The sequence below is a fragment of the Streptomyces iconiensis genome, from assembly GCF_028657195.3.
GTDB classification, from domain to species: Bacteria; Actinomycetota; Actinomycetes; order Streptomycetales; family Streptomycetaceae; genus Streptomyces; species Streptomyces iconiensis.
This window is the reverse complement of record NZ_JANCPR020000012.1, coordinates 1-24,010: the sequence shown is the minus strand read 5'-3', so window position 1 is coordinate 24,010 and position 24,010 is coordinate 1. Positions and strand designations below refer to the sequence as shown.

24 protein-coding genes and 1 riboswitch are annotated in these 24,010 nt (G+C 72.0%); of the genes, 14 read left to right on the top strand and 10 right to left on the bottom strand.

Going from position 1 to position 24,010, the window contains the following annotated elements; all coding sequences use genetic code 11:
* Nucleotides 1–130: 130 nt before the first annotated feature.
* The 5 genes from NMN56_RS14055 to NMN56_RS14035 all read right to left on the bottom strand — a co-directional run bounded on the left by NMN56_RS14055 (nt 131) and on the right by NMN56_RS14035 (nt 5,831).
* On the bottom strand, nt 131–1,696 hold the full coding sequence (locus NMN56_RS14055) for a cobyric acid synthase (RefSeq protein WP_274044624.1): 1,566 nt from the start codon (nt 1,694–1,696) through the stop codon (nt 131–133).
* Complete coding sequence (locus NMN56_RS14050; protein WP_274044623.1) at nt 1,693–2,685, bottom strand: cobalamin biosynthesis protein; 993 nt, start codon at nt 2,683–2,685, stop codon at nt 1,693–1,695. Before NMN56_RS14050 ends, NMN56_RS14055 begins: the two co-directional genes overlap by 4 nt.
* A gap of 131 nt (nt 2,686–2,816) precedes the next feature.
* A riboswitch (cobalamin riboswitch) is annotated at nt 2,817–2,985 on the bottom strand.
* A 370-nt stretch (nt 2,986–3,355) separates the two neighbouring features.
* Complete coding sequence (locus tag NMN56_RS14045; protein ID WP_274044622.1) at nt 3,356–3,568, bottom strand: hypothetical protein; 213 nt, start codon at nt 3,566–3,568, stop codon at nt 3,356–3,358.
* Nucleotides 3,569–3,583: 15 nt separating this feature from the next.
* Nucleotides 3,584–4,888 (bottom strand): inorganic phosphate transporter, encoded by a 1,305-nt coding sequence (locus NMN56_RS14040; RefSeq protein ID WP_274044621.1) that lies wholly within the window; start codon nt 4,886–4,888, stop codon nt 3,584–3,586.
* A gap of 160 nt (nt 4,889–5,048) precedes the next feature.
* Nucleotides 5,049–5,831: a lysozyme gene (locus tag NMN56_RS14035; protein WP_347178594.1), complete on the bottom strand. Its 783-nt coding sequence runs from the start codon at nt 5,829–5,831 to the stop codon at nt 5,049–5,051.
* Nucleotides 5,832–6,196: 365 nt separating this feature from the next.
* Between NMN56_RS14035 and NMN56_RS14030 the strand changes: the two genes are divergently transcribed.
* The 5 genes from NMN56_RS14030 (at nt 6,197) to NMN56_RS14010 (ending at nt 12,116) form a co-directional block, all read left to right on the top strand.
* On the top strand, nt 6,197–7,351 hold the full coding sequence (locus NMN56_RS14030) for an alpha/beta hydrolase (RefSeq protein WP_274044620.1): 1,155 nt from the start codon (nt 6,197–6,199) through the stop codon (nt 7,349–7,351).
* A 154-nt stretch (nt 7,352–7,505) separates the two neighbouring features.
* Complete coding sequence (locus NMN56_RS14025) at nt 7,506–8,921, top strand: hypothetical protein (RefSeq protein WP_274044619.1); 1,416 nt, start codon at nt 7,506–7,508, stop codon at nt 8,919–8,921.
* A gap of 172 nt (nt 8,922–9,093) precedes the next feature.
* Nucleotides 9,094–10,692 carry an ABC-F family ATP-binding cassette domain-containing protein gene (locus NMN56_RS14020; protein ID WP_274044618.1) on the top strand — a complete coding sequence of 533 codons (1,599 nt, stop codon included), beginning with the start codon at nt 9,094–9,096 and terminating at the stop codon, nt 10,690–10,692.
* A 347-nt stretch (nt 10,693–11,039) separates the two neighbouring features.
* Nucleotides 11,040–11,261, top strand: a complete 222-nt coding sequence (locus NMN56_RS14015; protein WP_016907245.1) for a helix-turn-helix domain-containing protein — start codon at nt 11,040–11,042, stop codon at nt 11,259–11,261.
* A gap of 75 nt (nt 11,262–11,336) precedes the next feature.
* Entirely contained in the window at nt 11,337–12,116 is a 780-nt protein-coding gene (locus tag NMN56_RS14010) for an enoyl-CoA hydratase/isomerase family protein (protein ID WP_274044617.1), read from the top strand.
* Nucleotides 12,117–12,127: 11 nt separating this feature from the next.
* Here the strand turns inward: NMN56_RS14010 and NMN56_RS14005 are convergent, their stop codons facing one another.
* Complete coding sequence (locus NMN56_RS14005; RefSeq protein WP_274044615.1) at nt 12,128–12,967, bottom strand: nucleopolyhedrovirus P10 family protein; 840 nt, start codon at nt 12,965–12,967, stop codon at nt 12,128–12,130.
* A 200-nt stretch (nt 12,968–13,167) separates the two neighbouring features.
* Between NMN56_RS14005 and NMN56_RS14000 the strand changes: the two genes are divergently transcribed.
* The 5 genes from NMN56_RS14000 to amaP all read left to right on the top strand — a co-directional run bounded on the left by NMN56_RS14000 (nt 13,168) and on the right by amaP (nt 15,598).
* Nucleotides 13,168–13,686 (top strand): Asp23/Gls24 family envelope stress response protein, encoded by a 519-nt coding sequence (locus NMN56_RS14000; RefSeq protein ID WP_274044614.1) that lies wholly within the window; start codon nt 13,168–13,170, stop codon nt 13,684–13,686.
* A 66-nt stretch (nt 13,687–13,752) separates the two neighbouring features.
* Entirely contained in the window at nt 13,753–13,941 is a 189-nt protein-coding gene (locus tag NMN56_RS13995) for a hypothetical protein (protein WP_274044613.1), read from the top strand.
* Nucleotides 13,925–14,338 carry an Asp23/Gls24 family envelope stress response protein gene (locus tag NMN56_RS13990; protein WP_274044612.1) on the top strand — a complete coding sequence of 138 codons (414 nt, stop codon included), beginning with the start codon at nt 13,925–13,927 and terminating at the stop codon, nt 14,336–14,338. The genes NMN56_RS13995 and NMN56_RS13990 overlap by 17 nt, the downstream gene beginning before the upstream one ends.
* Complete coding sequence (locus tag NMN56_RS13985; protein ID WP_274044611.1) at nt 14,335–14,991, top strand: DUF6286 domain-containing protein; 657 nt, start codon at nt 14,335–14,337, stop codon at nt 14,989–14,991. Before NMN56_RS13990 ends, NMN56_RS13985 begins: the two co-directional genes overlap by 4 nt.
* A gap of 10 nt (nt 14,992–15,001) precedes the next feature.
* Nucleotides 15,002–15,598 carry an alkaline shock response membrane anchor protein AmaP gene (gene amaP / locus NMN56_RS13980; protein WP_274044610.1) on the top strand — a complete coding sequence of 199 codons (597 nt, stop codon included), beginning with the start codon at nt 15,002–15,004 and terminating at the stop codon, nt 15,596–15,598.
* Between the two features lie 106 nt (nt 15,599–15,704).
* Here amaP and NMN56_RS13975 read toward each other — a convergent pair whose 3' ends face one another.
* The 4 genes from NMN56_RS13975 to NMN56_RS13960 all read right to left on the bottom strand — a co-directional run bounded on the left by NMN56_RS13975 (nt 15,705) and on the right by NMN56_RS13960 (nt 19,369).
* Nucleotides 15,705–16,481, bottom strand: coding sequence for an SDR family oxidoreductase (locus NMN56_RS13975; RefSeq protein WP_274044609.1), 777 nt, complete (start codon nt 16,479–16,481; stop codon nt 15,705–15,707).
* A 33-nt stretch (nt 16,482–16,514) separates the two neighbouring features.
* Nucleotides 16,515–17,510: an SURF1 family cytochrome oxidase biogenesis protein gene (locus NMN56_RS13970; RefSeq protein ID WP_274044608.1), complete on the bottom strand. Its 996-nt coding sequence runs from the start codon at nt 17,508–17,510 to the stop codon at nt 16,515–16,517.
* 25 nt (nt 17,511–17,535) lie between these two features.
* Nucleotides 17,536–18,582 carry a DEDDh family exonuclease gene (locus tag NMN56_RS13965; protein ID WP_274044607.1) on the bottom strand — a complete coding sequence of 349 codons (1,047 nt, stop codon included), beginning with the start codon at nt 18,580–18,582 and terminating at the stop codon, nt 17,536–17,538.
* 121 nt (nt 18,583–18,703) lie between these two features.
* Nucleotides 18,704–19,369 carry a TetR/AcrR family transcriptional regulator gene (locus tag NMN56_RS13960; RefSeq protein ID WP_274044606.1) on the bottom strand — a complete coding sequence of 222 codons (666 nt, stop codon included), beginning with the start codon at nt 19,367–19,369 and terminating at the stop codon, nt 18,704–18,706.
* 100 nt (nt 19,370–19,469) lie between these two features.
* Between NMN56_RS13960 and NMN56_RS13955 the strand changes: the two genes are divergently transcribed.
* From NMN56_RS13955 to NMN56_RS13940, 4 genes are all read left to right on the top strand, one after another.
* Nucleotides 19,470–20,270: an acetoacetate decarboxylase family protein gene (locus NMN56_RS13955; RefSeq protein WP_274044791.1), complete on the top strand. Its 801-nt coding sequence runs from the start codon at nt 19,470–19,472 to the stop codon at nt 20,268–20,270.
* Nucleotides 20,270–21,154 carry an SDR family NAD(P)-dependent oxidoreductase gene (locus NMN56_RS13950; RefSeq protein ID WP_274044605.1) on the top strand — a complete coding sequence of 295 codons (885 nt, stop codon included), beginning with the start codon at nt 20,270–20,272 and terminating at the stop codon, nt 21,152–21,154. The genes NMN56_RS13955 and NMN56_RS13950 overlap by 1 nt, the downstream gene beginning before the upstream one ends.
* 91 nt (nt 21,155–21,245) lie before the next feature.
* Nucleotides 21,246–22,535, top strand: a complete 1,290-nt coding sequence (locus NMN56_RS13945) for an amidohydrolase family protein (RefSeq protein ID WP_274044604.1) — start codon at nt 21,246–21,248, stop codon at nt 22,533–22,535.
* A gap of 32 nt (nt 22,536–22,567) precedes the next feature.
* Nucleotides 22,568–23,851: an amidohydrolase family protein gene (locus tag NMN56_RS13940; RefSeq protein ID WP_430542578.1), complete on the top strand. Its 1,284-nt coding sequence runs from the start codon at nt 22,568–22,570 to the stop codon at nt 23,849–23,851.
* Nucleotides 23,852–24,010: the final 159 nt, after the last annotated feature.

Genomic DNA, 24,010 nt, shown 5'->3' with positions numbered 1-24,010 from the left:
CATGCAACGTGTGGGGTCTGTGCGGTGCGTGTGCCGGGTGCGGTGTGTGGGGTGTCCGTGGTGCATGCACCGTGTGCGGTGCGTGCGGTGTCCGTCGTGCGGGCGGTTCCCGCACCGCGGCTGTGCGGGGTCATGGCGCCCCCGGCCCGACGAAGGGCAGCCCCACGGGAGCGCCCTTCTCGATGAGCCGCAACAGGGCCGCGGTGTCGGCGTGCTCCCCGATCAGGTCCCCCAGGAGGTCCAGCTGCTCCTCGCGCAGCGCGGCGAAGCACGTGTCGGGCGCCGGTACGAAGTCGCGGCCCGCCTCCGCCGCCACCTGCCGCAGGAAGGCCCGCCTGAACCCGTCGGACTCCAGGGAGCCGTGCCAGTGCGTGCCCCGTACGGTGCCGACCCGGCAGCCGTCGAGCGGCCTGCCGTCGGTGCCGGTCAGGAACGGTTCGCCGCCCTCGACACCGGCGACCCCGTGGTGGATCTCGTAGCCCTCCACGGTCTCGCCCAGCGCGACGCCCTCCGGACGGGCGAGCGTCTTGTCCGGCGCGAACCTGACCCGTACGGGCAGCAGCCCGAGCCCTTCCACGGTGCCGGCGCGCGACTCCACCTCGTCCTCGATGCGCTCGCCGAGCAGCTGGTAGCCCCCGCAGATCCCCAGCACCGGCCTGCCCTCGGCGGCACGGCGTACCAGCGCTTCGGCCAGGCCGCGTGCGCGCAGCCACTCCAGCGCCTTGACCGTGCCGCGCGTACCGGGCACCACCACGAGGTCGGCGTCGGCAAGTTCCTCGGGCCTGTCGCTGAACCGCACGACGACGCCCGGCTCTGCCGCGAGCGCGTCCACGTCGGTGAAGTTCGACATCAGCGGCACGGGAAGCACCGCGATCCGCAGCACGTCGGCGCCCAGCGGAGGAGCGAGGGACGACTCGCGCACGGCGCCGCGCAGCGACAGCCGGAGCCCGTCCTCCTCGTCGATGCCCAGCCCGTGCCGGAACGGCAGTACGCCCAGCGTCGGACGGCCCGTCAGCCCGCGCAGCATCTCAAGTCCTGGCTCCAGGAGCGAGACATCGCCCCGGAACTTGTTGATCAGATAGCCCGCCAGCAGCTCCTGGTCCTCGGGTGCCAGCAGCGCCGTCGTACCGAACAGCGAGGCGAACACACCGCCCCTGTCGATGTCGCCGACGACCACGACGGGCAGCCTGCAGGCGCGCGCCAGGCCCATGTTGACGATGTCGCTGCGGCGCAGGTTGATCTCGGCCGGACTGCCCGCGCCCTCGCAGATCACCGCGTCGTGCGTACGCCGCAGCTCCTCCAGGCAGCCCACCACGGTCTCCAGCAGGTCCTCGCGGCGGCCGAGCCGGCCGTCGCCCGTGCCGGAACCGAAGTAGCCGCGCGCCGACATCTCCCCGACGGCCTTGCCCATCAGTACGACCTGGCTCGTCCTGTCGCCCCCCGGCTTCAGCAGTACCGGGTTCATCAGCGCGCTCGGTTCGACCCCTGCCGCCGCTGCCTGCATGGCCTGCGCGCGGCCGATCTCGGCGCCGTCCCGTGTGACGAACGAGTTGAGGGACATGTTCTGCGCCTTGAACGGCGCGACGGAGAGGCCCTGGCGGGACAGCCACCGGCAGATGCCGGCCGTCACCACACTCTTGCCCGCGTCCGACGTGGTCCCGGCGACCAGCAACCCGCCGCCCGTACGCGCGTTCACCGCGCCCCCCTCTCCGATACGGCGCTCTCCGACCCGGCGGCCCTCTCCGCCACGGCCCGTACCGCGGCGCCCGCGAGTGCCGTGGTGGCGAGCGCCAGCAGGCCGACACGACGCGAGAGCCGCACCGCGCGGTCGATGTCCATTGCACGGACCTCGCGCCCCGCCCCGTTCAGCACCGGCCGGTGTTCCGTGCGGCCTCCGTACGAGAGCGTCCCGCCCAGCCGCACCCCGAGCGCCCCGGCGAACGACGCTTCCACGGGGCCCGCGTTGGGGCTCGGATGCCGGTGCGCGTCGGCCCGCCACGCCCGTACGGCGTCCCGCCGGCCGGGTCCCGCGACGGCGGCGAGCACGGCCGTCAGCCGCGCCCCTGGCCGGCCCGCCACATCGTCCAGCCGCGCGGCTGCCCAGCCGAACCTGAGGTGACGCGGCGACCTGTGACCCACCATCGCGTCCAGCGTGTTCACCGCGCGGAACGCCAGCAGCCCCGGGACCCCCGCGAGCGCGCCCCACACGAGGGCGCCCACGACGGCGTCCGAGGTGTTCTCAGCGACCGACTCGACCACGGCACGCGCGAGCGCGCCCTCGTCCAGCGCCTGCGGGTCACGCCCGCACAGCCCCGGCAGCCGCTCCCGCGCCACCTCCAGGTCACCCGCGTCCAGCGCCGCTCCGACAGCGCGCGCCTCGCGCGCCAGCCCGGTACCGCCCAGCACGGTCCACACCGCGGAAGCCGTCAGGGCCACCGAGGCCACCGAAGTGCCCGTACGCGCCGCGCCCTTGGCGCAACCGGCCCCGACAGCGGCTGCGGCGCCCACACACAGCGCCGCGTACACCACGCCGACACCCCGGTGGTCGCGCCACATCAGGCGCTCGGCGGCGGAGGCGGCGCGTCCGAAAGCGGCCACGGGATGCCCGCGCCGGGGATCGCCCAGCAGCGCGTCGGCGGCGAAGCCGAGGGCCGTGCCACACACATGAGCGTGAGAAGCCCGCATGGCTCAGCGTGCCGCGGCGCCTGGCAGGGACACAGGGCGCACACGAGGTGGCGCGGAGGCGCTCACAGAGAAGGCAGAAACGGCGGCTGAGCCACGCATGAAGGTGTCCTCACTCAGGGTCCTCGCCCTGGCTCGAATCGACCGGCGGCGAGAGTCTCCTGGCTCCCGGATCCACGCTCTCCCTGCCTTCCAGCCCCGCGGGCCGTGGCTCTGATAGGGAAGCGCTCCCCGGTGACAGTGGCGGGACCGCGCCGGATTCGCACCGGCTTCCTCTCCATGCCGCCGTTTGGCAACGGAAGTCCACCACGCACGCGTGACCCCGTCAACTCGCCCATGACCTGCAACGCCGGACTGTGCGATCCCCCACCCCACCCCTCCCACGCACCGCACACCCCCACCCCTCCACCTTCGCGTCCCCACTCAGGTGCGGGACTCCAGACGGAAGAACGGGAGAACGGACCGGTCCTTGCCTTCGCACCGCCTGTGCGGCGACGGGTTGGGGGATGCTTTCGTCACGTCGCTCAAAGCCGCCCGCATGGCACGCCACACGCCACGCGCCACATGCCGCACGGCTCCGCCGGCGCCCGGCACCGGCGCCCGGCACCGAAGAACGCCCCCAGAGTCCTCCCTGGGGGCGTTCTTACGCGCTGAAGCTGCCGAGGTGCGTGCGCTACGCGGCGATGATGTAGATGCCGTACGCCACGGCGGCCAGGCACAGCGCGTAGCAGGTGAAGGCGCCGAGGCGGCCGAGTGCCGAGGGGGTGCCGTTGGCGCCGCGGGCCGAGTGGCCGACGATGCCGAGGGTGAAGACGCCCACGAGACCTACGGTCGCGACGAGGCTGATCCCGAAGACCTGGCCGAGGGAGGCCCAGTCGATGCTCATGGCGGTCCTTCCTGCCTAGGAGATGCTGGTCGCCGAGGCGGGCCGGTTGGCCGCGTGGCTGTCCTGGTTGCTGGAACTGTCGTCGGAGGAGGCGCCCAGCGCGGCTCCCGAGGGTGCCGGGGGAGGGGCCACGGCCTGCATGGCGGTCGTGACGACCCCGGCGGGCTCGGGCCCGGGTTCCGGTGCGGTGCTCCCGGAGGGGACCGCACCCGCGGGCTCGACGTCGTTGACGTTGGTGTGGTCGACGGGCTCGCGGCGTGAACGGAGCCAGATGGCACCGCAGATGGCCACGGTCAGAATCGCGACGGCGGCCACGCCCCAGTCCCCCTGTTGGGCCAGGAGCGCCGAGCACGCCGCGACCAGGCCGGCGGCCGGAAGGGTCAGCGCCCAGCCGACGACCATGCGGCCCGCTGTGCCCCACCGCACGACGCCGCCCTTGCGGCCGACGCCGGAGCCCATCACGGCGCCGGAGCACACGTGGGTGGTGGAGAGCGAGAAGCCGATGTGCGAGGAGGCCAGGATGGTGGCCGCCGCGCTGGTCTGCGCCGCGAAGCCCTGCGGGGGCTGGATGTCGGTGATGCCCTTGCCCATGGTGCGGATGATGCGCCAGCCACCGAGGTACGTGCCGAGCGCGATGGCCAGGCCGGCGGAACCGATGACCCAGACCGGCGGGTCGGAACCGGGGGCCAGAGCGCCACCGGTCACCAGCGCCAGGGTGATGACACCCATGGTCTTCTGTGCGTCGTTGGTGCCGTGCGCCAGGGAGACGAGCGCCGCCGAGGTGATCTGCCCTGTGCGGTAGCCCTTGGCCGTGCGCTCCTCGTCGGCCTTCCGGGCGACCCGGTAGGTCAGCCTGGTGGCGAAGAGCGAGGCGAGGCCCGCGACGAGCGGGGCGGCGAGCGCCGGGATGAGCACCTTCATGACGACGACGTCGCCGTTCACGGCGCCCATGCCGACCGAGGCGACGGTCGCGCCGATCAGACCGCCCATGAGGGCGTGCGAGGAACTGGAGGGGAGCCCGGCGAGCCAGGTCAGCAGGTTCCAGATGATCGCGCCGACCAGTCCGGCGAAGATCACTTCGGGCCGGATACCGGAGCCTTCATCGATGATTCCCGAGGAGATCGTCTTGGCGACCTCGATGGAGAGAAAAGCGCCGACAAGATTGAGGGCCGCTGACATGCCCACCGCGACCTTGGGGGTGAGGGCCCCCGTGGAGATGGTCGTGGCCATGGCGTTGGCCGTGTCGTGGAAGCCGTTCGTGAAGTCGAACACCAAGGCCGTGACGATCACGATCCCGATGAGAAGCGTGATGTGTTCCATTCACCAGGCACAATCAGTTCGAAGGGCAATGACGTCGTGAACGTAAAGACGGTGAGTGAACGGAAGGTGAACTGGGACAGGCATCGAGGTGTCACCCCCCGACGCCTGTTGTGAGTGATCGCTCACGGCCCGTTCCAGGCCCAGTGCGCACTGGGTGCGTTCACCCCCGGGCGAATTTTCTGAGCTGGGTCAACGTGCCGTTGAACAGGTTCTGATCGCCGGGCAGCCGCCCCTTGTTGGCGTACTGCCAGAGGGCGCGGGCGTGCCAGCCGCCGGGCAGCGGTCCGGGGGTGCCGCGCCAGTCGGCCAGCCACAGCGGATGCGTCCTGGCGAAGGCCGCCGAGTCGCCGGTACAGGTCCTCCACCACCGGGTGCTGGTGTAGAGGACCGGACGCCGGCCCGTCAACCGCCGCACCTCGTTGCTGAAGGAGCGGATCCAGCCGCGCATTCCGGCCCTGCTCAGCCCGTGACACGTTTTGCCGTATGCCGCTTCCAGGTCGAGCGCGGGCGGCAGGGTCGCGCCGTCGCCGCGCCACGTCCCGCCGTTGCGGACCAGATGGGCGGCCTGCGCCTTGCCCGACGACTCGTCGGCGCGCGCGAAGTGGTAGGCCCCGCGCAGGATTCCGGCCGCCCCCGCACCGCCGTACTGCTGCTTGAAGTGCGGGTTCTTGTAGGCGGTGCCTTCGGTCGCCTTGACGTAGACGAAGCGGGCGCCGTCGGTGCGCGCCCGCTTCCAGTTGACCTTTCCCTGGTACGAGGACACGTCGTGTCCCCTTGGTTTCGCCGTCGTGTCGGCCTGGACCGGCCTGTCCGCGAGCGCCGTACCGGTCAGTGCGAGCGCAGCGGCGGCGAGGGTCAGCGCGGGTGTGCGCCGAACCGCCGGTTGGCGACCACGGGCCATGTCGCCCCCTGGTGGCGCCGTGCGGGTGATGGAGCAGTACATGACAAAATCCTCTATGGAGAGCGCGGAGACGAGTCAGCCCAGAAGACCCCTCTCCGTCCAAAAAACTAGAAGACGGTCATCCGGTCTATTCCCGGTACTACGTCGGTAAAAGCTTCGCGATACGGCGCCTGATGGAGCCACGACATATACAGAACGCGGACAGACCCCGGGAGTCACGGCCCTCACGCCCGTAACGCCCCGTGTCCGGCGCGGACTTGGGGAAGGGCGCCCGTTCCCGACCGCCGGCGGGAGGCCGGCGCCGGGCCGCAGCCGCGCTCCGGGGCGCCGTGAGCGCCGCCGGTCACTCTCACCCGGGCGACGCGCTCCACTGGCCCCCGGCGCGATTCGTGCCGACACTGGGCGGGATGCGTCTGCGAACGGCGGCCCTGACCGCCACCTCCGTACTGAGCGCCGGAGCGGCCGTCCTGGCGGCCGGCCGGTACGCGGCCGATGCCGCTCTGCGGCCCCCGCGCCCGAGGCCGCACGGCGGTGGTCAGCCGCCCGCCGGGTTCCAGGGCACGCGTCTGACCGTGCACTCGCACGGCGAAGGCAGGGTCGCCCTGACCCGCTCACTGGCCGCGCGCCTGCCCGGCGTCTACGGCCTCACGGGACGCGGCGCGCACGCCGCCGTCGGACGCGTGCTGGAGGCGGAGGCCGAGGACGCGCACGTCCATGTCACCGTTCGCGAGCTGCGGCGCGTGTCGCGCGGCCAGTTGACCGTCGGCGGCACCGTACGGCTGACCCCGCAGGTGCACGTCGGAGACCCCGGCGAAGCCCTCGGCATGGAGTACGCCGAGGTCGAGATCCCCGGCGAACTCGGCTCCCTGCCCGCCTGGTTCGTGCCCGGAGCGCGCGCCACATGGGTCATCACCGCGCACGGCCTGGGCGCCACACGGGAACACCCCATGGTCATGTTCCCGTTCTACCAACGCCACCATCTGCCCGTGCTCGACCTCGCCTACCGGGGCGATCCCGGGGCCCCGCGCCCCTTGGACGGCATCAGCCACCTGGGCGACGCGGAGTGGCGCGACCTGGACGCCGCGATCCGCTACGCGGTACGCCACGGCGCCCGGCGCGTGGTCCTGCACGGCTGGTCGTCCGGCGCCTCCATGGCCCTGCACGCGGCTGCCAACTCCGCGCTGCGCGACCGGATCTCGGGGATCGTGCTGGACTCGCCCGTGCTCGACTGGCAGCGGACCCTGCGCGCACTCGCCGGTGCACACCATGTGCCCCGCGCACTGCTCCCGCTCGCCGTGCGCGCGGTCCAGGGCCGCACCGGGCTCTCCGGGGGGCGGCTCGCATCCGTCGCCGACCCCGACCGGCTGACCGTACCGACGCTCCTGCTGCACGGCCCCGACGACCACATCGCGCCCTGGGACGGCTCCCGCGAGCTGGCGGACGCACGCAAGGACCTCATCAGCCTGCACACGGTCCCCGAAGCGCCCCACGCCGCCATGTGGAACGCCGATCCCCAGGGCTACGAGGAAGCGCTGCGCCGCTTCCTCACCCCTCTCATGTGAGTCTCATGTGAGGTGGCGCCGAGGTGAGCCGCCCTCATGTGTGGCCGCGTCCGTGCGCGTTCGGAACGCCTCCGGCGGACGTGTCACGGGGGTGAACGACCGGAAAAGGCACCCCAGGTTTGGGTTTCCCCGGCCCACCGTGAAGACTGCTCCTGTGACGTCGTCCCGTACACCGCGAGACACCCGGCTCCGCCTCGTCCCCCAACAGCCTGTCGCCGCCGCCCGGCGCACCGTGACCACCAGGCGCTCCCGGAGCACGCCCCGGCCGCCTGACGGGGTGCTACCGCGCGAGCAGCTCGCGCGGCATGCCCGCGCCTCGCTCGCCGACGCCGTACGCCTCGCGCGCTGGGCGGCCCACACCCACGCCTCCCTCAGGACCACGGCCGAGGCCGAGGACGCGGCAGCCGCGCTCCGTATGCCGGTGCACCTCGTCCGCGCGCACTGGGACAGGGCACGCCTCGCCGGCCTCGTCGAGCTGCACGGCGACATCGCGCGCGCCGGGTGGCGGCTGCGTGCCTGGGACCGCGACGACAGCGCCGTACTGCGCGGCTGGGTCGCACTCTTCGACGCCTGGTCCCTCGCGCACCCGCCGCCGGCGCCGCACGAACAGGGCCTGGTCGCCGAAATCGTCGAGGCCGTACCGCAGTTCCTCTCCGTCATGCACCTGTCCGGCGGCCCCGTCACCTTTCCGCTCCTGCACGACCTGCTCGCGCAGCGCATCGCCGAACTGCGCGCCGAGCGCGACCCCGAGCCCCGTACGGCCGTCGGCGTCGCCCTTCCCGGGCTCCTGGAGTGGGCGCTGGACGGGCTCTCCGCCGTCGGAGCCCTCACGCGCTGCCCCGACGAGGACGTCCACGAGGACCCGGGAGCGGGCGCGGGCAACGGCGAGGCCGGAAGGGCACGCCAGGGTTCCGCCGTCCTCACCCCGCTCGGCAACTGGGCGGTCTGGACGAAGCTGGAGCAGATCTGCGTCGCGGCCCAGAGCCCGGCCGGCAACATCGAACGCTCCGCCGAGGAGATGCTGCGCGGCTGCGCCCGTATGACGCCGGGCCCCGCCCGCGACGAGTACCGCGCATGGCTCGCCGCCCGCCCCACGGGCCCCGCCGTCACCGAACTGCTGGAGGCCGCACGCGGTCAGGACGCGCTCATAAGGGGCCTGGCCTTCGAGGCACTCCGCGTCGTCGGCGCTCCGGCGGAGGAGGCCGTGAACGCGGCAGCCGACGAGCCCACCCTCCGCCCGTACGCGCTGCTGTGGCTGGCCGAGCAGGCCGGTACCGACCCCGAGGACCTGGCGGGCGGCGCACCTGGCGTGCTCACCCGCGAGGAGGCCACCTGGCTGTGGGTGGACACGGCTGCCGCCGTCACCGACCACGGCGAGGAACGGCTCCTGGTCGACCACCTCGGCACAGCCGTACAGAGTTCGGTGCCCGGACTGATCCGCGAGGTACGCGCCACGGGGCACCCGCGCACCGTGCAGGTCCTCGTGGCGCTCGCGGCTGCGCACCCGGACCCGGCCCTCGCCAAGGCCGTACGCAGGGCCGCCTTCCAGGTCCACACGGGCGGCGAGTGACCGCCTGACCGGGTGCGGAGCGCATCCCGCTGCCGGTGCCGGACGGGGCGGAAATCCGCTTGCGTACCGCCGTTAGACTGGTCGTATGCCTCACCTCCTCGTGCATTAGCTGTGCGTACGCCGCTCCGCACCGTCCGTACGCACGTCCTTCAGCCTGCCTTGGAGTTTTCCCGTGATCACCGCCACCGGTCTTGAGTTGCGCGCCGGAGCACGCATCCTCATCGAGTCCGCCACCTTCCGCGTCGCCAAGGGCGACCGCATCGGCCTTGTGGGCCGCAACGGAGCGGGCAAGACCACGCTCACCAAATGCCTCGCCGGTGAGGGCACCCCGGCCGCCGGCACCATCACCCGCAGCGGCGAGGTCGGCTACCTCCCGCAGGACCCGCGCACCGGCGACCTCGACGTGCTCGCGCGCGACCGGATCCTGTCAGCGCGCGGCCTGGACGAGGTGATCCGCAAGATGCAGGAGAACGAGCAGCGGATCGCCAACGGCCAGGGCGCCACCCGGGACAAGGCGATGAAGAAGTACGAGCGCCTTGAGACGGAGTTCGTCACCAAGGGCGGCTACGCGGCCGAGGCCGAGGCGGCCACGATCGCGGCGAGCCTGGGCCTGCCCGACCGGGTGCTCGGCCAGCCGCTGCACACCCTCTCCGGCGGTCAGCGGCGCCGCGTCGAGCTGGCCCGCATCCTCTTCTCGGACGCGGACACCCTGCTCCTGGACGAGCCGACCAACCACCTGGACGCCGACTCCGTCGCCTGGCTGCGTGACTTCCTCAAGACCTACCGCGGTGGCCTCGTCGTGATCTCCCACGATGAGGAACTCGTGGCGACCGTGGTCAACAAGGTCTTCTGTCTCGACGCCAACCGGGCCGCGATCGACATCTACAACATGAGCTGGAAGCTGTACCTCACCCAGCGCGAGGACGACGAGAAGCGCCGCAAGCGTGAGCGTTCCAACGCCGAGAAGAAGGCGGCGGCGCTCAACTCCCAGGCCGACAAGATGCGCGCCAAGGCCACCAAGGCCGTAGCGGCGAAGAACATGGCACGCAGGGCCGAGAAGCTGATGGCAGGGCTGGAGGGCGAGCGCCGCGCCGACAAGGTCGCCAAGCTCCGCTTCCCCGAGCCCGCACCCTGCGGACGCACCCCGCTGATGGCCGAGGACCTGTCGAAGTCGTACGGATCGCTGGAGATCTTCACCGGCGTCGACCTGGCCATCGACAAGGGCTCACGCGTGGTCATCCTCGGGCTCAACGGCGCGGGCAAGACGACGCTGCTGCGGCTGCTGGGCGGGGTCGAGGAGCCGGACACCGGCAAGGTCGTACCCGGCCACGGGCTGAAGCTCGGCTACTACGCACAGGAGCACGAGACGCTCGACCCCGAGCGCACCGTTCTGGAGAACATGCGCTCGGCGGCGCCGGACATGGACCTGGTGGCGATCCGCAAGACGCTGGGCTCGTTCCTCTTCTCCGGTGACGACGTCGACAAGCCGGCCAGCGTGCTCTCGGGCGGCGAGAAGACCCGGCTGGCCCTGGCCACCCTCGTTGTCTCGTCCGCCAACGTGCTGCTGCTCGACGAGCCCACGAACAACCTCGACCCGGCCAGCCGCGAGGAGATCCTCGGCGCGCTGCACACCTTCACGGGCGCCGTCGTCCTCGTCACCCACGACGAGGGTGCCGTCGAGGCGCTGGAGCCGGAACGCATCATTCTGCTGCCCGACGGCGTCGAGGACCTGTGGAGTCAGGGCTACGCCGATCTCGTCGCCCTAGCTTGATCCATCTCTTATGGATCATTCGGCCGACGGTTGATCCTTCATCTGAGTGAGGACGGCTCGTACCCCCGGCGCGGTCCCGCGCCGGGCGTGCGGATCTGTGGCATGCGCCTCCTGTGCTCCGTCCCTCCGCCGGGCATGCGCCCCTGACCTGGCGCTTCTGGTCCTTCACCCTGCTGGGTGCCCGTCCTGTGGCCACTTCCAGGCCACCGGAATCGGCTCCTCCATGGGAATCGGGGCCTGCCCTGAGGCGCAAGCTCCTCGCACGGACCTTGCCGAATGGGTGGCCAGAAGGCGGGGGAGGGGTGATCATGAGAGTCACAGAGCGCACTTCCCACGAGGAGGCACGGGTGGCCGAGACTCTGAAGAAGGGCAGCCGGGTGACCGGCGCCGCGCGCGAAAAGCTCGCGGCAGACCTCAAGAAGAAGTACGACTCCGGAGCGAGCATCCGGGCGCTGGCCGAAGAGACGGGCCGTTCCTACGGATTCGTGCACCGGATGCTCAGCGAGTCCGGCGTGACCCTTCGTGGTCGCGGCGGCGCTACGCGGGGAAAGAAGTCCGCCTCGTCCTGATGAGGCTTCCGAGCATCATCGACGGTGGTTACTCTTCAGTTAACCAACTGCGGAGTAACCACCGGAGGATGCTCGATGACCCTGCTGGACAAGGACGGCGTGCACGTCGTCGCCGACGGTGACGTGGCCACGGTCACGCTCGCCAACCCGGCCAAGCGCAACGCACAGACGCCCGCCATGTGGCGGGCGTTGGCCGAGGCGGGGCGCGTACTGCCGGGCGGTGTACGGGTCGTTGTGCTGCGCGGCGAGGGCAAGTCCTTCTCCGCCGGTCTCGACAGGCGCGCTTTCGAACCTGACGGCATCGACGGCGAACTGTCGTTCCTCAAGCTCGCGCAGAGCTCCGACGAGGTGCTGGATTCCGCCATCACGGAGTTCCAGGGCGCGTTCACCTGGTGGCGCCGCCCCGACCTCATCAGCATCGCCGCCGTACAGGGCCACGCCATAGGTGCCGGCTTCCAACTGGCGCTCGCCTGCGACCTGCGGGTGTGCGCCGACGACGCGGAGTTCGCCATGCGGGAGACCAGCCTCGGACTCGTTCCCGACCTCGCGGGTACGCACCCGCTGGTGAACCTGGTCGGGTACGCACGCGCCCTGGAGATCTGCGCCACCGGGCGCTCCGTGCACGCCGAGGAGGCCGACCGCCTCGGGCTCGCCAATCTCGTCGTCCCGCCGGGCGAACTCGAAGCCGCCGTGAGCGACCTGTCCGCCGCGCTGCTCGCGGCCCCGCGTGACGCGGTGGTGGAGACCAAGGCGCTGCTGGCCGGCGCCTCCTCGCGGACGTACGACGAGCAGCGTGCCGCCGAGCGCGGTGCCCAGGCGCGGCGCCTGCGCGACCTGGCGGGCCTCGGCGACTGAGCCACGCGCGATCAGGGGAGGCCGACGGCGGTCACCAGGGCCGCCACGGTCACAGGGTCCGGCCGCTTCCGTCCCTTTCCGTTCGCCCCGTCCCCGGCTTCCGCTGCCTCGCGTGCGGCTCCTCGTGCCGCACGGGCCACGTCGAGGGCGCGGTGGCCGCGTGCGACGGCCAGTTGGACGAGGACGTGACGGCCGCCGCCGGTGCCGGCGTCCTCGGCAGGGCCGGTGATCCGTACGGCGCGGGCCGCCGTTCCACCGGATGTGAGGGCCAGCGGCGAGCCCAGTACGGGTGCGAGCCGCGCGACGCCGGGGACGCCGAGCACGGCCGCGGCCACCCGCGCTGCCGGGTCACCGGACTCACCAGGGCCCTCGGACTCCCCTGATGTGCCGTCCCCCTCCGGCGGTCGGCCCTCCCCGTCCGCCTCCCCGTTCGCGGGGCCGGGGGACTCCGGCGCCTCCAGCAGGTCCGTCACCCGCAGATCCACCGTCTTCAGCGCCAGCCCCAACTCCCGTTCGGCCGCCGCCAGGAGGGCATGGCGCAGGGATGCCGTGAGGGTGGGGAGCGGCTCGTCCGCCGTCACGGCCAGGTCGGCCGTGAGCGTCAGCGGTCCGGGCGTCAGTGCGGTCGGCGGAGGCTGCACGGCGGGCTCGGCCGCCGCTTCCGGGTCCGTGAGACCGAGGCGTACGTCGCTGAGCCGTACGCCGGGGAATCTGTCGGCGACGGCCGCGCGCAGTGCCGCGACGGCCGCCTCCTCCGTCAGCCAGGCGCCGTCGTCGGCGCCGCCCAGCGGCAGCAGCCGCCCCAGCCCCAGCTGGTGCCGTACGGCCTGGGTCAACCGGTCGGCGGCCATGGGCCTCACTCCTCATCGTCCGTCTCGCCGTTCGCGTCCGCTCCCGGGGTCCGTTCCTCCCCACCCTCGCTCACCGGAGGCCCCCGGGCCGCCCGAAGCCACTCGTTCGGCGTGCGTGCACGCCTCATGTCCGGTTGGGCACGCTTAGTGTGGGCAGCGGAGCGGCAGGCCGTTCCGACTGTCCGAAAGGGGTGCAGGAGATGTCCGACACCACGGCGCGCAATCGCTCAGAGACCTCCGGCGGGGGCAAGGAGACGGAAGAGAGCACGGGGGGCACGGGGACCGGCCGCAAGGGCGGCGGTGACCCGGCGTCCCGGGGGCGTACCACCATCGCGGACGGCGTCGTCGAGAAGATCGCGGGCCTGGCCGCGCGCGATGTCGTCGGGGTCCATGCGATGGGCAGCGGCTTCTCACGCACCTTCGGCGCCGTGCGCGACCGGGTGCCAGGTGGCGGCAAGGCCGTCTCGCGCGGGGTCAAGGCAGAGGTCGGCGAGGTGCAGACGGCCCTCGACCTGGAGATCGTGGTCGACTATGGCGTCTCCATCGCCGATGTGGCACGCGCCGTACGCGAGAACGTCATCTCCGCCGTCGAGCGGATGACGGGCCTTGAGGTCGTCGAGGTCAACATCGCGGTCAGCGATGTGAAGCTGCCCGACGAAGAGGACGAGGACGACGAGAACGCGGGCGAGGGCGACAAGGACAAGCCGCGCCTCCAGTGACGGGGTGACGGGGAGGGGTCCGCGCGCAGCGCAGGGCTGGCGCGGTGCCGAGCGAAGGAGCGCACGATGAGCATGGCCGTTGTCGGCTTGATCGCCGGTATGGCGCTGGGCTTCGCCGGATATTTCGGCGGCTTCGGGGCCTTCCTGCTGGTCGCGGCGTTGGGCGCCGTCGGCTTCGTGGCGGGCAGGTTCCTGGACGGAGACCTGGAACCGGGGGACTTCTTCCGGCCCCGCAACAATGAACGCCGCAGGTGAGCAGGTGACCGAGGCGTACGTACCCGCGACGGGCGCGCGGACGCCCCCGGTCGAGCGTGGCGAGACGCGGATCGCCGACCGGGTCGTCGCCAAGGTCGCCTCGCAGGCGGCACGCGAGGCATTGCGTGCCGACGGGACCAGCGGCGGCACCCTGCCCGACGGCAGCCGCCCCATGCCCAGGGCCACGGTCACCGTGCGCGAGCAGTCGGCGCGGGTCCGGGTCGCGCTGGAGCTGGCCTACCCCTCGGACATCGGGGCGCAGTGCGGGGCAGTGCGTCGACAAGTCGCTTTGCGGGTACGTGAATTGGTCGGTATGGACGTGCCGGACGTGGCACTCGACATCGAGCGGCTGCACTCGGCGCACCAGAACGGCGACACCCCTGGGAGGGTGACGTGAGCGACGCACACGAGACCGCCGGGCGCACCACACTGGAGAAGGAACCTCCCGCCGGGAGCGGGCAGGACACCACAAGCGCGGCGGCCGGGGGGCCGCAGGAGGGCGCGGGCGGCCACGCAGGCAGGTTCTGGTCGGTACGCAGGGGCCCCGGCGGCATCGTCGCGCTGCTCCTGCTCGCGGGCGCGGCCGTGCTGCTGTACGACGTGGTGTCCGTACGGGCAGGCCGGCCCGGCATGGCCTGGCGCAGGAACCTGGCGGGCGAACTGGCCGGCACGCGCCTCGACAGCGCCCCCGTTCTCGCGGGCGCGGCCGTCGCCGCGCTGCTCGGTCTGTGGCTGCTCGTACTGGCACTGACACCGGGGCGGCGCTCGCTGCTGACGATGCGGCGGGACGCACCCCAGGTGCGCGCGGGGCTGGAGCGTTCGGCCGCCGCGCTGGTGCTGCGGGACCGGGCCATGGAGGTCTCAGGAGTGCGGTCCGCACGGGTCAAGGTGAAGCGGCGCAAGGCCGTCGCACGGGCCCAGGCGCACTTCCGCGACCTGGACGAGGTGCGCTCCGACCTGGAAGCGGCACTGGCCGAGGGCGTCGAACAGCTGGGCCTCGCGCACCGGTTGGGGCTGTCCGTGCACGTACGACGACCGGCGAAACGGTGAGGCGAGGACGATGCTGCGGATCGTGAACCGGGTGCTCACCGGACTGGCCGGGCTGGGCCTGCTCCTCCTCGGTCTGGCCGCGCTGGTCGGCGGCCTCGACCTGCCCCGCCGCTGGGGCCTCCCGCTGCCGGCCAGGTGGCGCTGGACGGGGCCCGACGACGTGCTGCTGACCCGGGCCGACCGCCTCCAGTGGCGGGGCGAGGGCTGGTGGTGGCCCGTCGTCTTCGCGGTCCTGGGCGTACTGGTCGTGCTCACCCTGTGGTGGCTGCTGGCGCAGCTGAGGCGCCGCAGGATCGGCGAGGTGCTGGTCGACAGCGGGGACGGCTCGGGCGCGATGCTGCGTGCGCGTGCGCTGGAAGGCGTCATCGCGGCCGAGGCCGAGGCGCTGCCCGGCGTCGACCGTGCGCGGGTCACGCTGACGGGGCGGCGCTCCCAGCCGAGGGCCCGTATCGGGCTGACCCTGGCAGCGCACGCGCAACCCGGCCCCGAGGTGCGCAGGCTGCGTGCCGAGGCGATCGAGCACGCACGGACCTCGGCCGGCCTGGACGAACTCCCGGCCGAGGTCAGGCTGCGCAGCGCCCGGCACCGCGCGGAGCGCGTGAACTGACGCCGCCTGGGCGCCTGTCAGGCCGTACGGTGCCTGGCGGGGCCCGTACCCCGCTGGGGCCCGTACCCGCGTGGGGCCGTACGGCTGCCGGCTGCCGTCTTACGGTTCAGAAGCCGTGGCGTGCGCCGCCGTCGACCGGGAGCATCACGCCGGTGAGGTACGAGGCGGCGGGGGAGAGGGCGAAGGCCGCGGTGCGGCCGAACTCCTCCGGGGTGCCGTAGCGGCGCAGCGGGATCGCGGAGGAGTTGCGCTCGCGTGCGGCGTCCGCGTCGCCCGAGGTGGAGTCGAGGTACTGCATCCGCTCGGTGGCGATCCGTCCCGGCGCCAGCCCGAGGACGCGGATGCCGCGCGGGCCCAGCTCGTTGGCGAGGGTCTTGGCGAAGCCGGCGAGCCCGGGGCGCAGGCCGTTGGAGAGGGTCAGTCCGGGGATCGGCTCGTGCACGGAGCCCGAGAGTACGAACCCGATGGTGCCGCCCTGCTCCAGCTCGCCCGAGGCGGCCCTGGCCAGGCGGACGGCGCCGAGGAAGACGCTGTCGAAGGCCGACTGCCACTGCTCGTCGGTCACGGCGTCGGCCGAGACCCCGGCGGGCGGGCCGCCGACGCTGATGAGGATGCCGTCGAAGCGGCCGAAGCCGTCGCGTGCCGCACCGATGAGGCGGGCGGGGGTTTGCTGGTCGGCGTTGTCGGCCGCCACACCGAGGGCTTTGCCCTCGGTACCGGTCTCGGCGCCGAGCCGTGCGGCGGCTTCCTCGGCCGCCTTCTCCGTACGCCCTGAGATGACCACCTTGGCGCCCTCGCCGAGCAGTTGGGCCGCCGTGGCGAAGCCGAGTCCCCGGGTGGCGCCGGTGATGACGTAGACGCGGTCTGTGAGTCCAAGATCCATGGGAGCAGTCTGCCGCAGTGGCACGCGTGTGTCTCAGTCGGAGACGGGTTCGGCGGCCCTGCCCGCCGTTTCTCCCGCTTCCTCGGACGCTTCCCCGGAGGTCTCCGGGTCCGCAGGGGCCTGCGAGTCCGCTGCCGCCTTCGAGGGGGGCGCGGTCTCCGGACTCGCGGCTTCCGCTCCGGCACCGGATTCGGCTTCCGGGCCGGCGGCGGCATCGGTGCCTGCCGGGGGCTCGGTGGGGGCGTCCTTCGCTTCCTTTGCGGCCTTCGCCGCGTCGGCCGCGCGCTCGGCCACTTCGCGGCGGACGAGGAAGACCCAGCCCACGGGTACGGCGCCGGTGAACAGCCACCACTGGACCGCGTAGGCCATGTGCGGGCCGATGCCGTCGTGGTCGGGTTCCGGAAGCGCCTCGGGCTGGCGGCCGTGCGGCTTGGGCGAGGTCTTGGTGAGCTGTACGAAGCCGCTGTAGACGGGGCGGCCGAGCGCCTTGGCCTGCTGCTTGCTGTTGATCAGCATCACCTGCCTGTCAGGCAGGCCCTTGGTGTCCTTGATGCCGCTGGCCTCGGTCGTCTCGTCGGGCATGAGCCGGCCGGTGACCTTGACCTTGCCCTCGGGTGCGGCCGGGACCTTGGGGAAGGAGGTCAGGTCGCGGTCCGACTCGATCCAGCCGCGGTTGACCAGGAGCGCTGAGCCGTCCTTCTGGATCAGCGGGGTGACGACGAAGTAGCCGATGGTGTCGCCGTCGGCCGCCGTGCGGTGCCGCACGACGACCTCGTGCTTCTCGTCGTAGGTACCGCTGGCCGTGACGGAGCGGAACTTGTCGTCGTCTCCCGGTGCGCGGCCCTTCCCCGTCAGTTCGGTGACCGGGACGGTGGGTGCGGAAAGGCTGGCGGAGACCTCTTCGTTGCGTGCGACCCGGCTCTCGTGGCGGTGAAGCTGCCAGAACCCCAGCTTGATCATCGTGGGGATGAGCACGACGCCGAGCAGGGTGAGGAACACCCACTGCCGGGTCAACAGGAAGCGGTACACGCCTACTGACGGTACCCGCAGCCCTTCAGCGTTCTGGCGCGGGGGCCACGTCCTGGAGCAGCTGGCTGAAGGCGGCCTCGTCGATGACCGGGGTGCCGAACGAGCGGGCTTTGACGACCTTGGAGGTGGGGGAGTCCGGATCGTTGGTGACCAGGAGGCTGGTGAGGCGGGAGACGCTGGTGGCGATGTGCAGTCCGGCCTCGATGGCGCGGTCCTCCAGCAGGTCCCGGTCGACAGAGGTGTCCCCGGAGATCGCCACGCGCATTCCCTGCACCAGCCGGCCCTCGGGTTCGTACCGCCCCGGGTTCGGATACGGGCATGCGGGGCGCTTGCGGGAGGGGCGCCACGACCTGCCGTACGAGCCGCTCATGCCGCCCCCGCCGGGGGCCCCGCCACCGCCGCGCGGTACGACGGCGTCCGACCACTCGCTGAGCGGCTGGCAGGCGAGCAGCGGCAGCCGCACCTCCTGGCTCGCCGCCAGATGCAGGCTCGGCCGGAACGCCTCGGCCAGCACGCGTGCGTCGTCCAGCGCGTGGTGCGCCTGCTGCTGCACCACGCCGTAGTGCGCTGCCAGGGACTCCAGCTTGTGGTTGGGCAGGGGGAGGGCCAGCTCCTTGGAGAGCGCGATGGTGCACAGGCGTTGGCGTACGGGGGCCTCCAGCTGGGCGCGTGCGTACTCCCTGGCGATCATCGACCAGTCGAAGATGGCGTTGTGTGCGACCAGGACGCGGCCCCTCAGCCGTGCCGCGAAGTCGTCGGCGATCTCCGGGAACAGGGGCGCGTCGGCGAGGGCCTCGGAGGTGAGGCCGTGGATCCAGGTGGGGCCCGGGTCGCGCTGCGGGTTGACCGGCGTGTACCAGTGGTCCTCGACCTCGCCGTGCGCGTCCAGACGGTAGACCGCAGCCGACACTATCCGGTCGTCGCGCGCCAGTCCCGTGGTCTCGACGTCCACCACCGCGTATCCGTCCGGGTATCCCTCGGGCCAGGTGTGGGGCCGGGGGGCTTCGGCGGCTGGCTGCGCGGGGATGTGCGGGGACATCCCGTCAGGGCGTGCCGTCTGGTCTTCGAGCATGGTTCCAGAGAATACGGGTCGGTACTGACAGTGCTGGAGGCACGCCCGGTTCAGTGGTTGACAGAGGTGCTCCACGGGCCCCTGGAGAGCGTCCCTTAGGCGGAGGAAGGGGCTAAAGGGCCTACGGTGCGGGCGAATCGGGCAATCCGAGCAGTCCGTCGACGAGTGCGCGCACCGAGACGGTGAACACCCGCTCGGGATCAGGTGCGCGGGCCAGCGCACGCGCGAGCCCCGGATCTTCTTCGGCGGCCTCGGGTCCCCACAGTTCCGGCTCCCCTGGGCGCTGTACGGGGGCGCGCTCGCGGTTGCGTTCCACGAGGACGTGTCCGATCACCGAGAACTGCACGGCGCGTACGGCCTCGGCGGCGCGTGCGCCTCGCAGCCCTGCCGCGTGCACCTCGTGCACGAGCGCCTGTTGCGCGGAGAGGAACATCCGTTCCGTCAGACCCCGTTCGTGCACCATGGCGATCAGGTGCGGGTGGGCACGCAGTTCGCGTCTGAGAGCGCGTGCGATCGAGACGACGCGGGCGTGCGGCGTACGTCCGCGCGGCCGGATGTCGCCCAACTCCCGCACGGTGCGCTCGACAAGGGCCTCCAGCAATGACTCGCGATTACCGACGTGCCAGTAGATCGACGTGACGGCCGTGCCCAGTTCGGCCGCGAGCTTGCGCATCGTGAGCGCCTGGGGGCCGTGCTGCTTGACCAGGGAAGCGGCTGCCGCGAGCACCGTCTCGCGCGACAGGCGCGGGCGCGAAGGCGAGGCGGGAGATGGCTGAGGGCTCGGCATGATCCCTCCATTCTGGACCGTGCGCATGTCTTTACCCTTCGCGGGTCACGTTGTAACAGTGTTACAGGGTCAGGACGTGACCGAGGAAGGGTGGTACGGCATGACGCGCGTACGGTACGGCCCGCGTGACGAGAGCGAGATCCGCAAGGCGAGGCAGGCGGGAGCGAAGCTCCCGGACATCTGGTCGACGGGGGTGCTCGCGCTCTGGGAGACCGACCCCGAGGTGGTGGCCGCGGTGCTGCCGCCGCCGCTCGAACCACCGGAACAACCCCTCGTACGGGCCAGCATCAGCAAGGTCGACCTCGCCGGGTACCCGCTCGGCGCCGGCTCCGTCGCCGTGGCGGCGCGGCACGCGGGCGCCGAGGGGTGGTACCCCCTCGTGATGCCGATGACCCACGAGCGTGCCCTCATCGGCGGGCGTGAGGTCTTCGGCGAGCCCAAGAAGCTCGGCGAGGTCACCGTCGAGCGCGGTCCCGGCGGCGCGCTGCACGCGCGGCTCGCCCGGCACGGCATCGACTTCGTGGAGATCACCGGCACGGTGGGCGCCGAACTCCCGCTGCCCGAACCGGTGCGGAAGCTCGACTTCTACTTCAAGTTCCTGCCCGGCGTCGACGGCGAGGGCTTCGACGTCGACCCCGTACTCGTGCACTGTCTGCGCCACGAGCGGGTCCGCAAGCTGGAGGCCGTCGCAGGCGACGTGGTGCTGAAGGAGTCGCCCTACGACCCCGTCGCCGACCTGCCCGTGCGGCGCCTCGTCGAGATCACCGTCGGGGAGAAGACCAGCGACCAGAAGGGCCGCGTCGTCGAACGCGTCAGCGCCCAGGGGATGCTGCCGTACGTGCACCAGCGCTACGACGACGCGGCGCAGGTGCTCGACGGGCCGCCGGAGGGGAGCGCCTGATGCGGCTGCGCGGCGGGCAGACCGCAGTCGTCACGGGAGCGGCGAGCGGCATCGGACTGGCCATGGCACGCCGTTTCGCCGCCGAGGGCCTCAACGTCGCGCTCGCCGACGTCGAGAGCGGCCCCCTGGAGAAGGCTGCTGCCGCACTCCGCGCGGACGGCGCGCGGGTGCTGGCGCACGTCACCGACGTCAGCGAGCCCGAATCGGTCGAGGAACTTGCCGACGCCGTACAGGAAGCCTTCGGGGCCGTCCATGTGCTGTGCAACAACGCGGGCGTCGGCTCGGGCGCCGAGGGCCGGATGTGGCAGCACGAGATCAACGACTGGAAGTGGGCCTTCGCGGTCAACGTGTGGGGCGTCTTCCACGGCATCCGCGCCTTCGTGCCCCGGATGCTGGAGTCGGGCGAGCCAGGACACATCGTCAACACCTCCTCGGGCGACGGGGGCATCGCGCCGCTGCCGACCGCCTCCGTGTACGCGGTGACCAAGTCGGCGGTCGTCACCATGACCGAGTCGCTCTACGCCCACCTGCGGGCCGAGGGCGCGCCCGTGGGCGCCTCGGTGCTCTTCCCCGGGCCCCACATGCTCCGTACGGGCCTGTGGGAGTCCTACCGGAACCGGCCGGAGAAGTACGCGAAGACCCGGCCGCGCAAGAAGCCCTACCGCTCGCTCGACCAGTGGGAGACGGCGATGCGCGAGGCCGGGCACGAGGTGCGCTTCACGCCCGTCGAGGAGGTCGCCGAGCACGTCATGGACGGCATCAGGGAGGACCGCTTCTGGATGCTCCCCGAGAGCGAGCACAGCGACGCGCAGATCCGGGCCCGCTCCCAGTCGATGCTGGAGCGCGCGAACCCGGGCTACTTGGAAAGCTTCGTACTGGACTGAGAGGCCGCTGCGCCCGGCCGGGGGCCCGGGGGGTGCGCCCGGCCGGGAGGCCGCAGCGTCCCGACCGCCTGACAACTTACGGGAGGACACCATGAAGGAGCCCCAGGACCCGTACCTGATCATCTCCTCCGACTGCCACGCAGGACTGCCCACCGAGGAGTACCGGCCCTACCTGGACAGCGCGTACCACCGCGAGTTCGACGAGTTCCTCGGGCAGCGCGACGCGCGCGTCGCCGAGTCCACGCGGCTGGGCATCAGGAACGAGACGTTCGCGCGCAAGTGGTTCGAGGACAACGAGGAAGGGCTGCGCGGCGGCTGGGACGCCGCACAGCGCGTCAAGGAGCTGGACGGCGACGGGGTGGCCGGCGAGGTCGTCTTCCCCGACGCCGACGCCGTGGACAGCGGCACGGCCGCGCCCTTCGGCGTGGGCCTCGGCCTCTCCGGCGACCAGGACCCCGAGCTGGGCATGGCGGGCGCCCAGGCGCACAACCGGTGGCTCGCCGACTTCTGCTCCCAGCACCCCGAACGGCACTGTGGCGTCGCGCTGTTGCCCGTCACGGCCGAGGTCGGCAAGGTCGTCGCCGAGATACACCGGGCGAAGGAGTCCGGGCTCGGCGCGCTGATGATCCCCTCCATGTGGGTCGACAAGGCGCCCTACCACGACCGGTGTTACGACCCCGTCTGGGCGGCTGCGGCCGAAACCGGCATGCCTGTGGTCACCCACTCCGGAGCGGCGCCGCGCCACGAATACGGTGACCACTTGGGCATCTACGTCAGCGAGGTCACCTGGTGGCCTGCGCGCCCCCTGTGGTTCCTCCTGTGGTCGGGCGTCTTCGAGCGCCACCCCGGACTCCGCTTCGGCATCGCGGAATCCGGCTGCTGGTGGCTGCCGAACCTCCTGTGGTTCATGGACAGGCTCTACCTCGGCGCGCACGGCGGCAAGAAACTCTCGCCCTTCGCCGAACTGAAGCGCCCTCCGCACGAATACCTGGACCGCCAGCTGTTCGTCTGCGCGACCAACACCAAGCGCCGCGAACTCGCGCAGCGCTATGAGATCGGCGTCGACAACATCCTGTGGGGCAGCGACTTCCCGCACCCCGAGGGCACCTGGCCCAAGACCCGCGAATGGCTGCGGAACACCTTCCACGACATCCCCGTCGGCGAGACCCGCAGGATGCTCGGCGAGTCGGCCGCCGAGGTCTTCGGCTTCGACACCGAGGCACTCGCCCCGCTCGCGCGCCGTATCGGGCCCACACCGTCCGATCTGGGCCAGCCGGCGGACCAGGCACCCGTCGAGGACTCCTGGCGCCGCTCACGCGAAACGGGCCGCCACTGGCTGACCGGAAGCGACTTCCCGGTCCTGGGGACGGACACACCATGAACGAGGGACAGCACAGGAACGGCGGGCACGCCATGAAGGACGTACACACCGCGAACGACGTACACACCGGGGACGAGGGACACCCCGGTACCGCCGGCCGCTACACCGTCATCTCGGCCGACTGCCACGCCGGCGCCGATCTCCTCGACTACAGGCCCTACTTGGAGAAGCGGCACCACGACGCGTTCGACGACTGGGCCGCGACCTATGTGAACCCCTACGAGGACCTGCTCGCCGACACCGCTGACCGCAACTGGAACTCCGCGCGGCGCCTCGCGGAGCTGGAGGCGGACGGCATCGTGGCCGAGGTCCTCTTCCCCAACACCATTCCGCCCTTCTTCCCCGCCGCCTCCCTCATGGCGCCCATCCCCACCCGCGAGGAGTACGAGCGCCGCTGGGCCGGGCTGCGTGCGCACAACAGGTGGCTGGCCGACTTCTGCGCGCAGGCGCCGGGGCGGCGGGCCGGCATCGCGCAGATCCTCCTCAACGACGTCCAGGACGCGGTCGACGAGGTGCGCTGGGCCCGCGAGAACGGGCTGCACGGCGGCATCCTGCTCCCCGGAGTACCGCCGGGCTCCGGAGTGCCCGAGCTGTACTCGCGGGCGTACGACCCGCTGTGGGCGGTCTGCGCCGAACTGGGCATGCCCGTCAACCACCATGGCGGCTCCGCCTCGCCGCCCCTGGGCGAAGAGCCGGCGGCTCGGGCGGTATTCATGGTCGAGACCACGTGGTTCTCGCACCGGGCGCTGTGGCACCTCGTCTTCGGCGGCGCGTTCAACCGCCACCCGGACCTCCAACTCGTCCTGACCGAACAGGGATCGGGGTGGATACCGGGCGTACTGGAGATGCTCGACTACTACCACGGCCGTCTCGTCTCCGCGGCCTCGCGCGCGGCGACGGCCGAGTCCAAGTTCGGTGCCGGACTGGCGGCCTCCATGGGACGCGGCCCCAGCGAGGTGTGGCAGGCCAACTGCTACGTGGGAGCCAGCTTCATGCGCCCGCACGAGGTGCCGCTGCGGGGCCGCATCGGCCTGGAGAAGATCATGTGGGGGAGCGACTACCCCCACGACGAGGGGACGCGTCCGTACTCGCGTGAGGCACTGCGCGCGGCGTTCTCGGGGGTCCCGGCCGGTGAGGTCGCGGCGATGGTGGGGGGCAACGCGGCGCGCCTGTACGGCTTCGATCTTGCGGCTCTTGCGGCCGTCGCGGCGCGGGTTGGGCCCACCGTCGCCGAGGTGGCCCAGCCCTTGGCTGAGCCACCTCCTGACGCCACCAGCCCTGCCTTCGCCCCAGGCGGGCGAGTCCGCGTCTGGTGAGCCCCACCCTGCGTGTGGTCCCCACCGCTTCCTGGCTGCGCCCCGTGCCCCCTGTTGTGGTTCCTGTCATTTGAAGCCAGTTTCCGTTCACTATGGGGGCTTCGCCCCCTGTCCCCCGTTGGCCTCGCCGGCCGGGCGTCGAGGGGCGCTGCCCCCCAA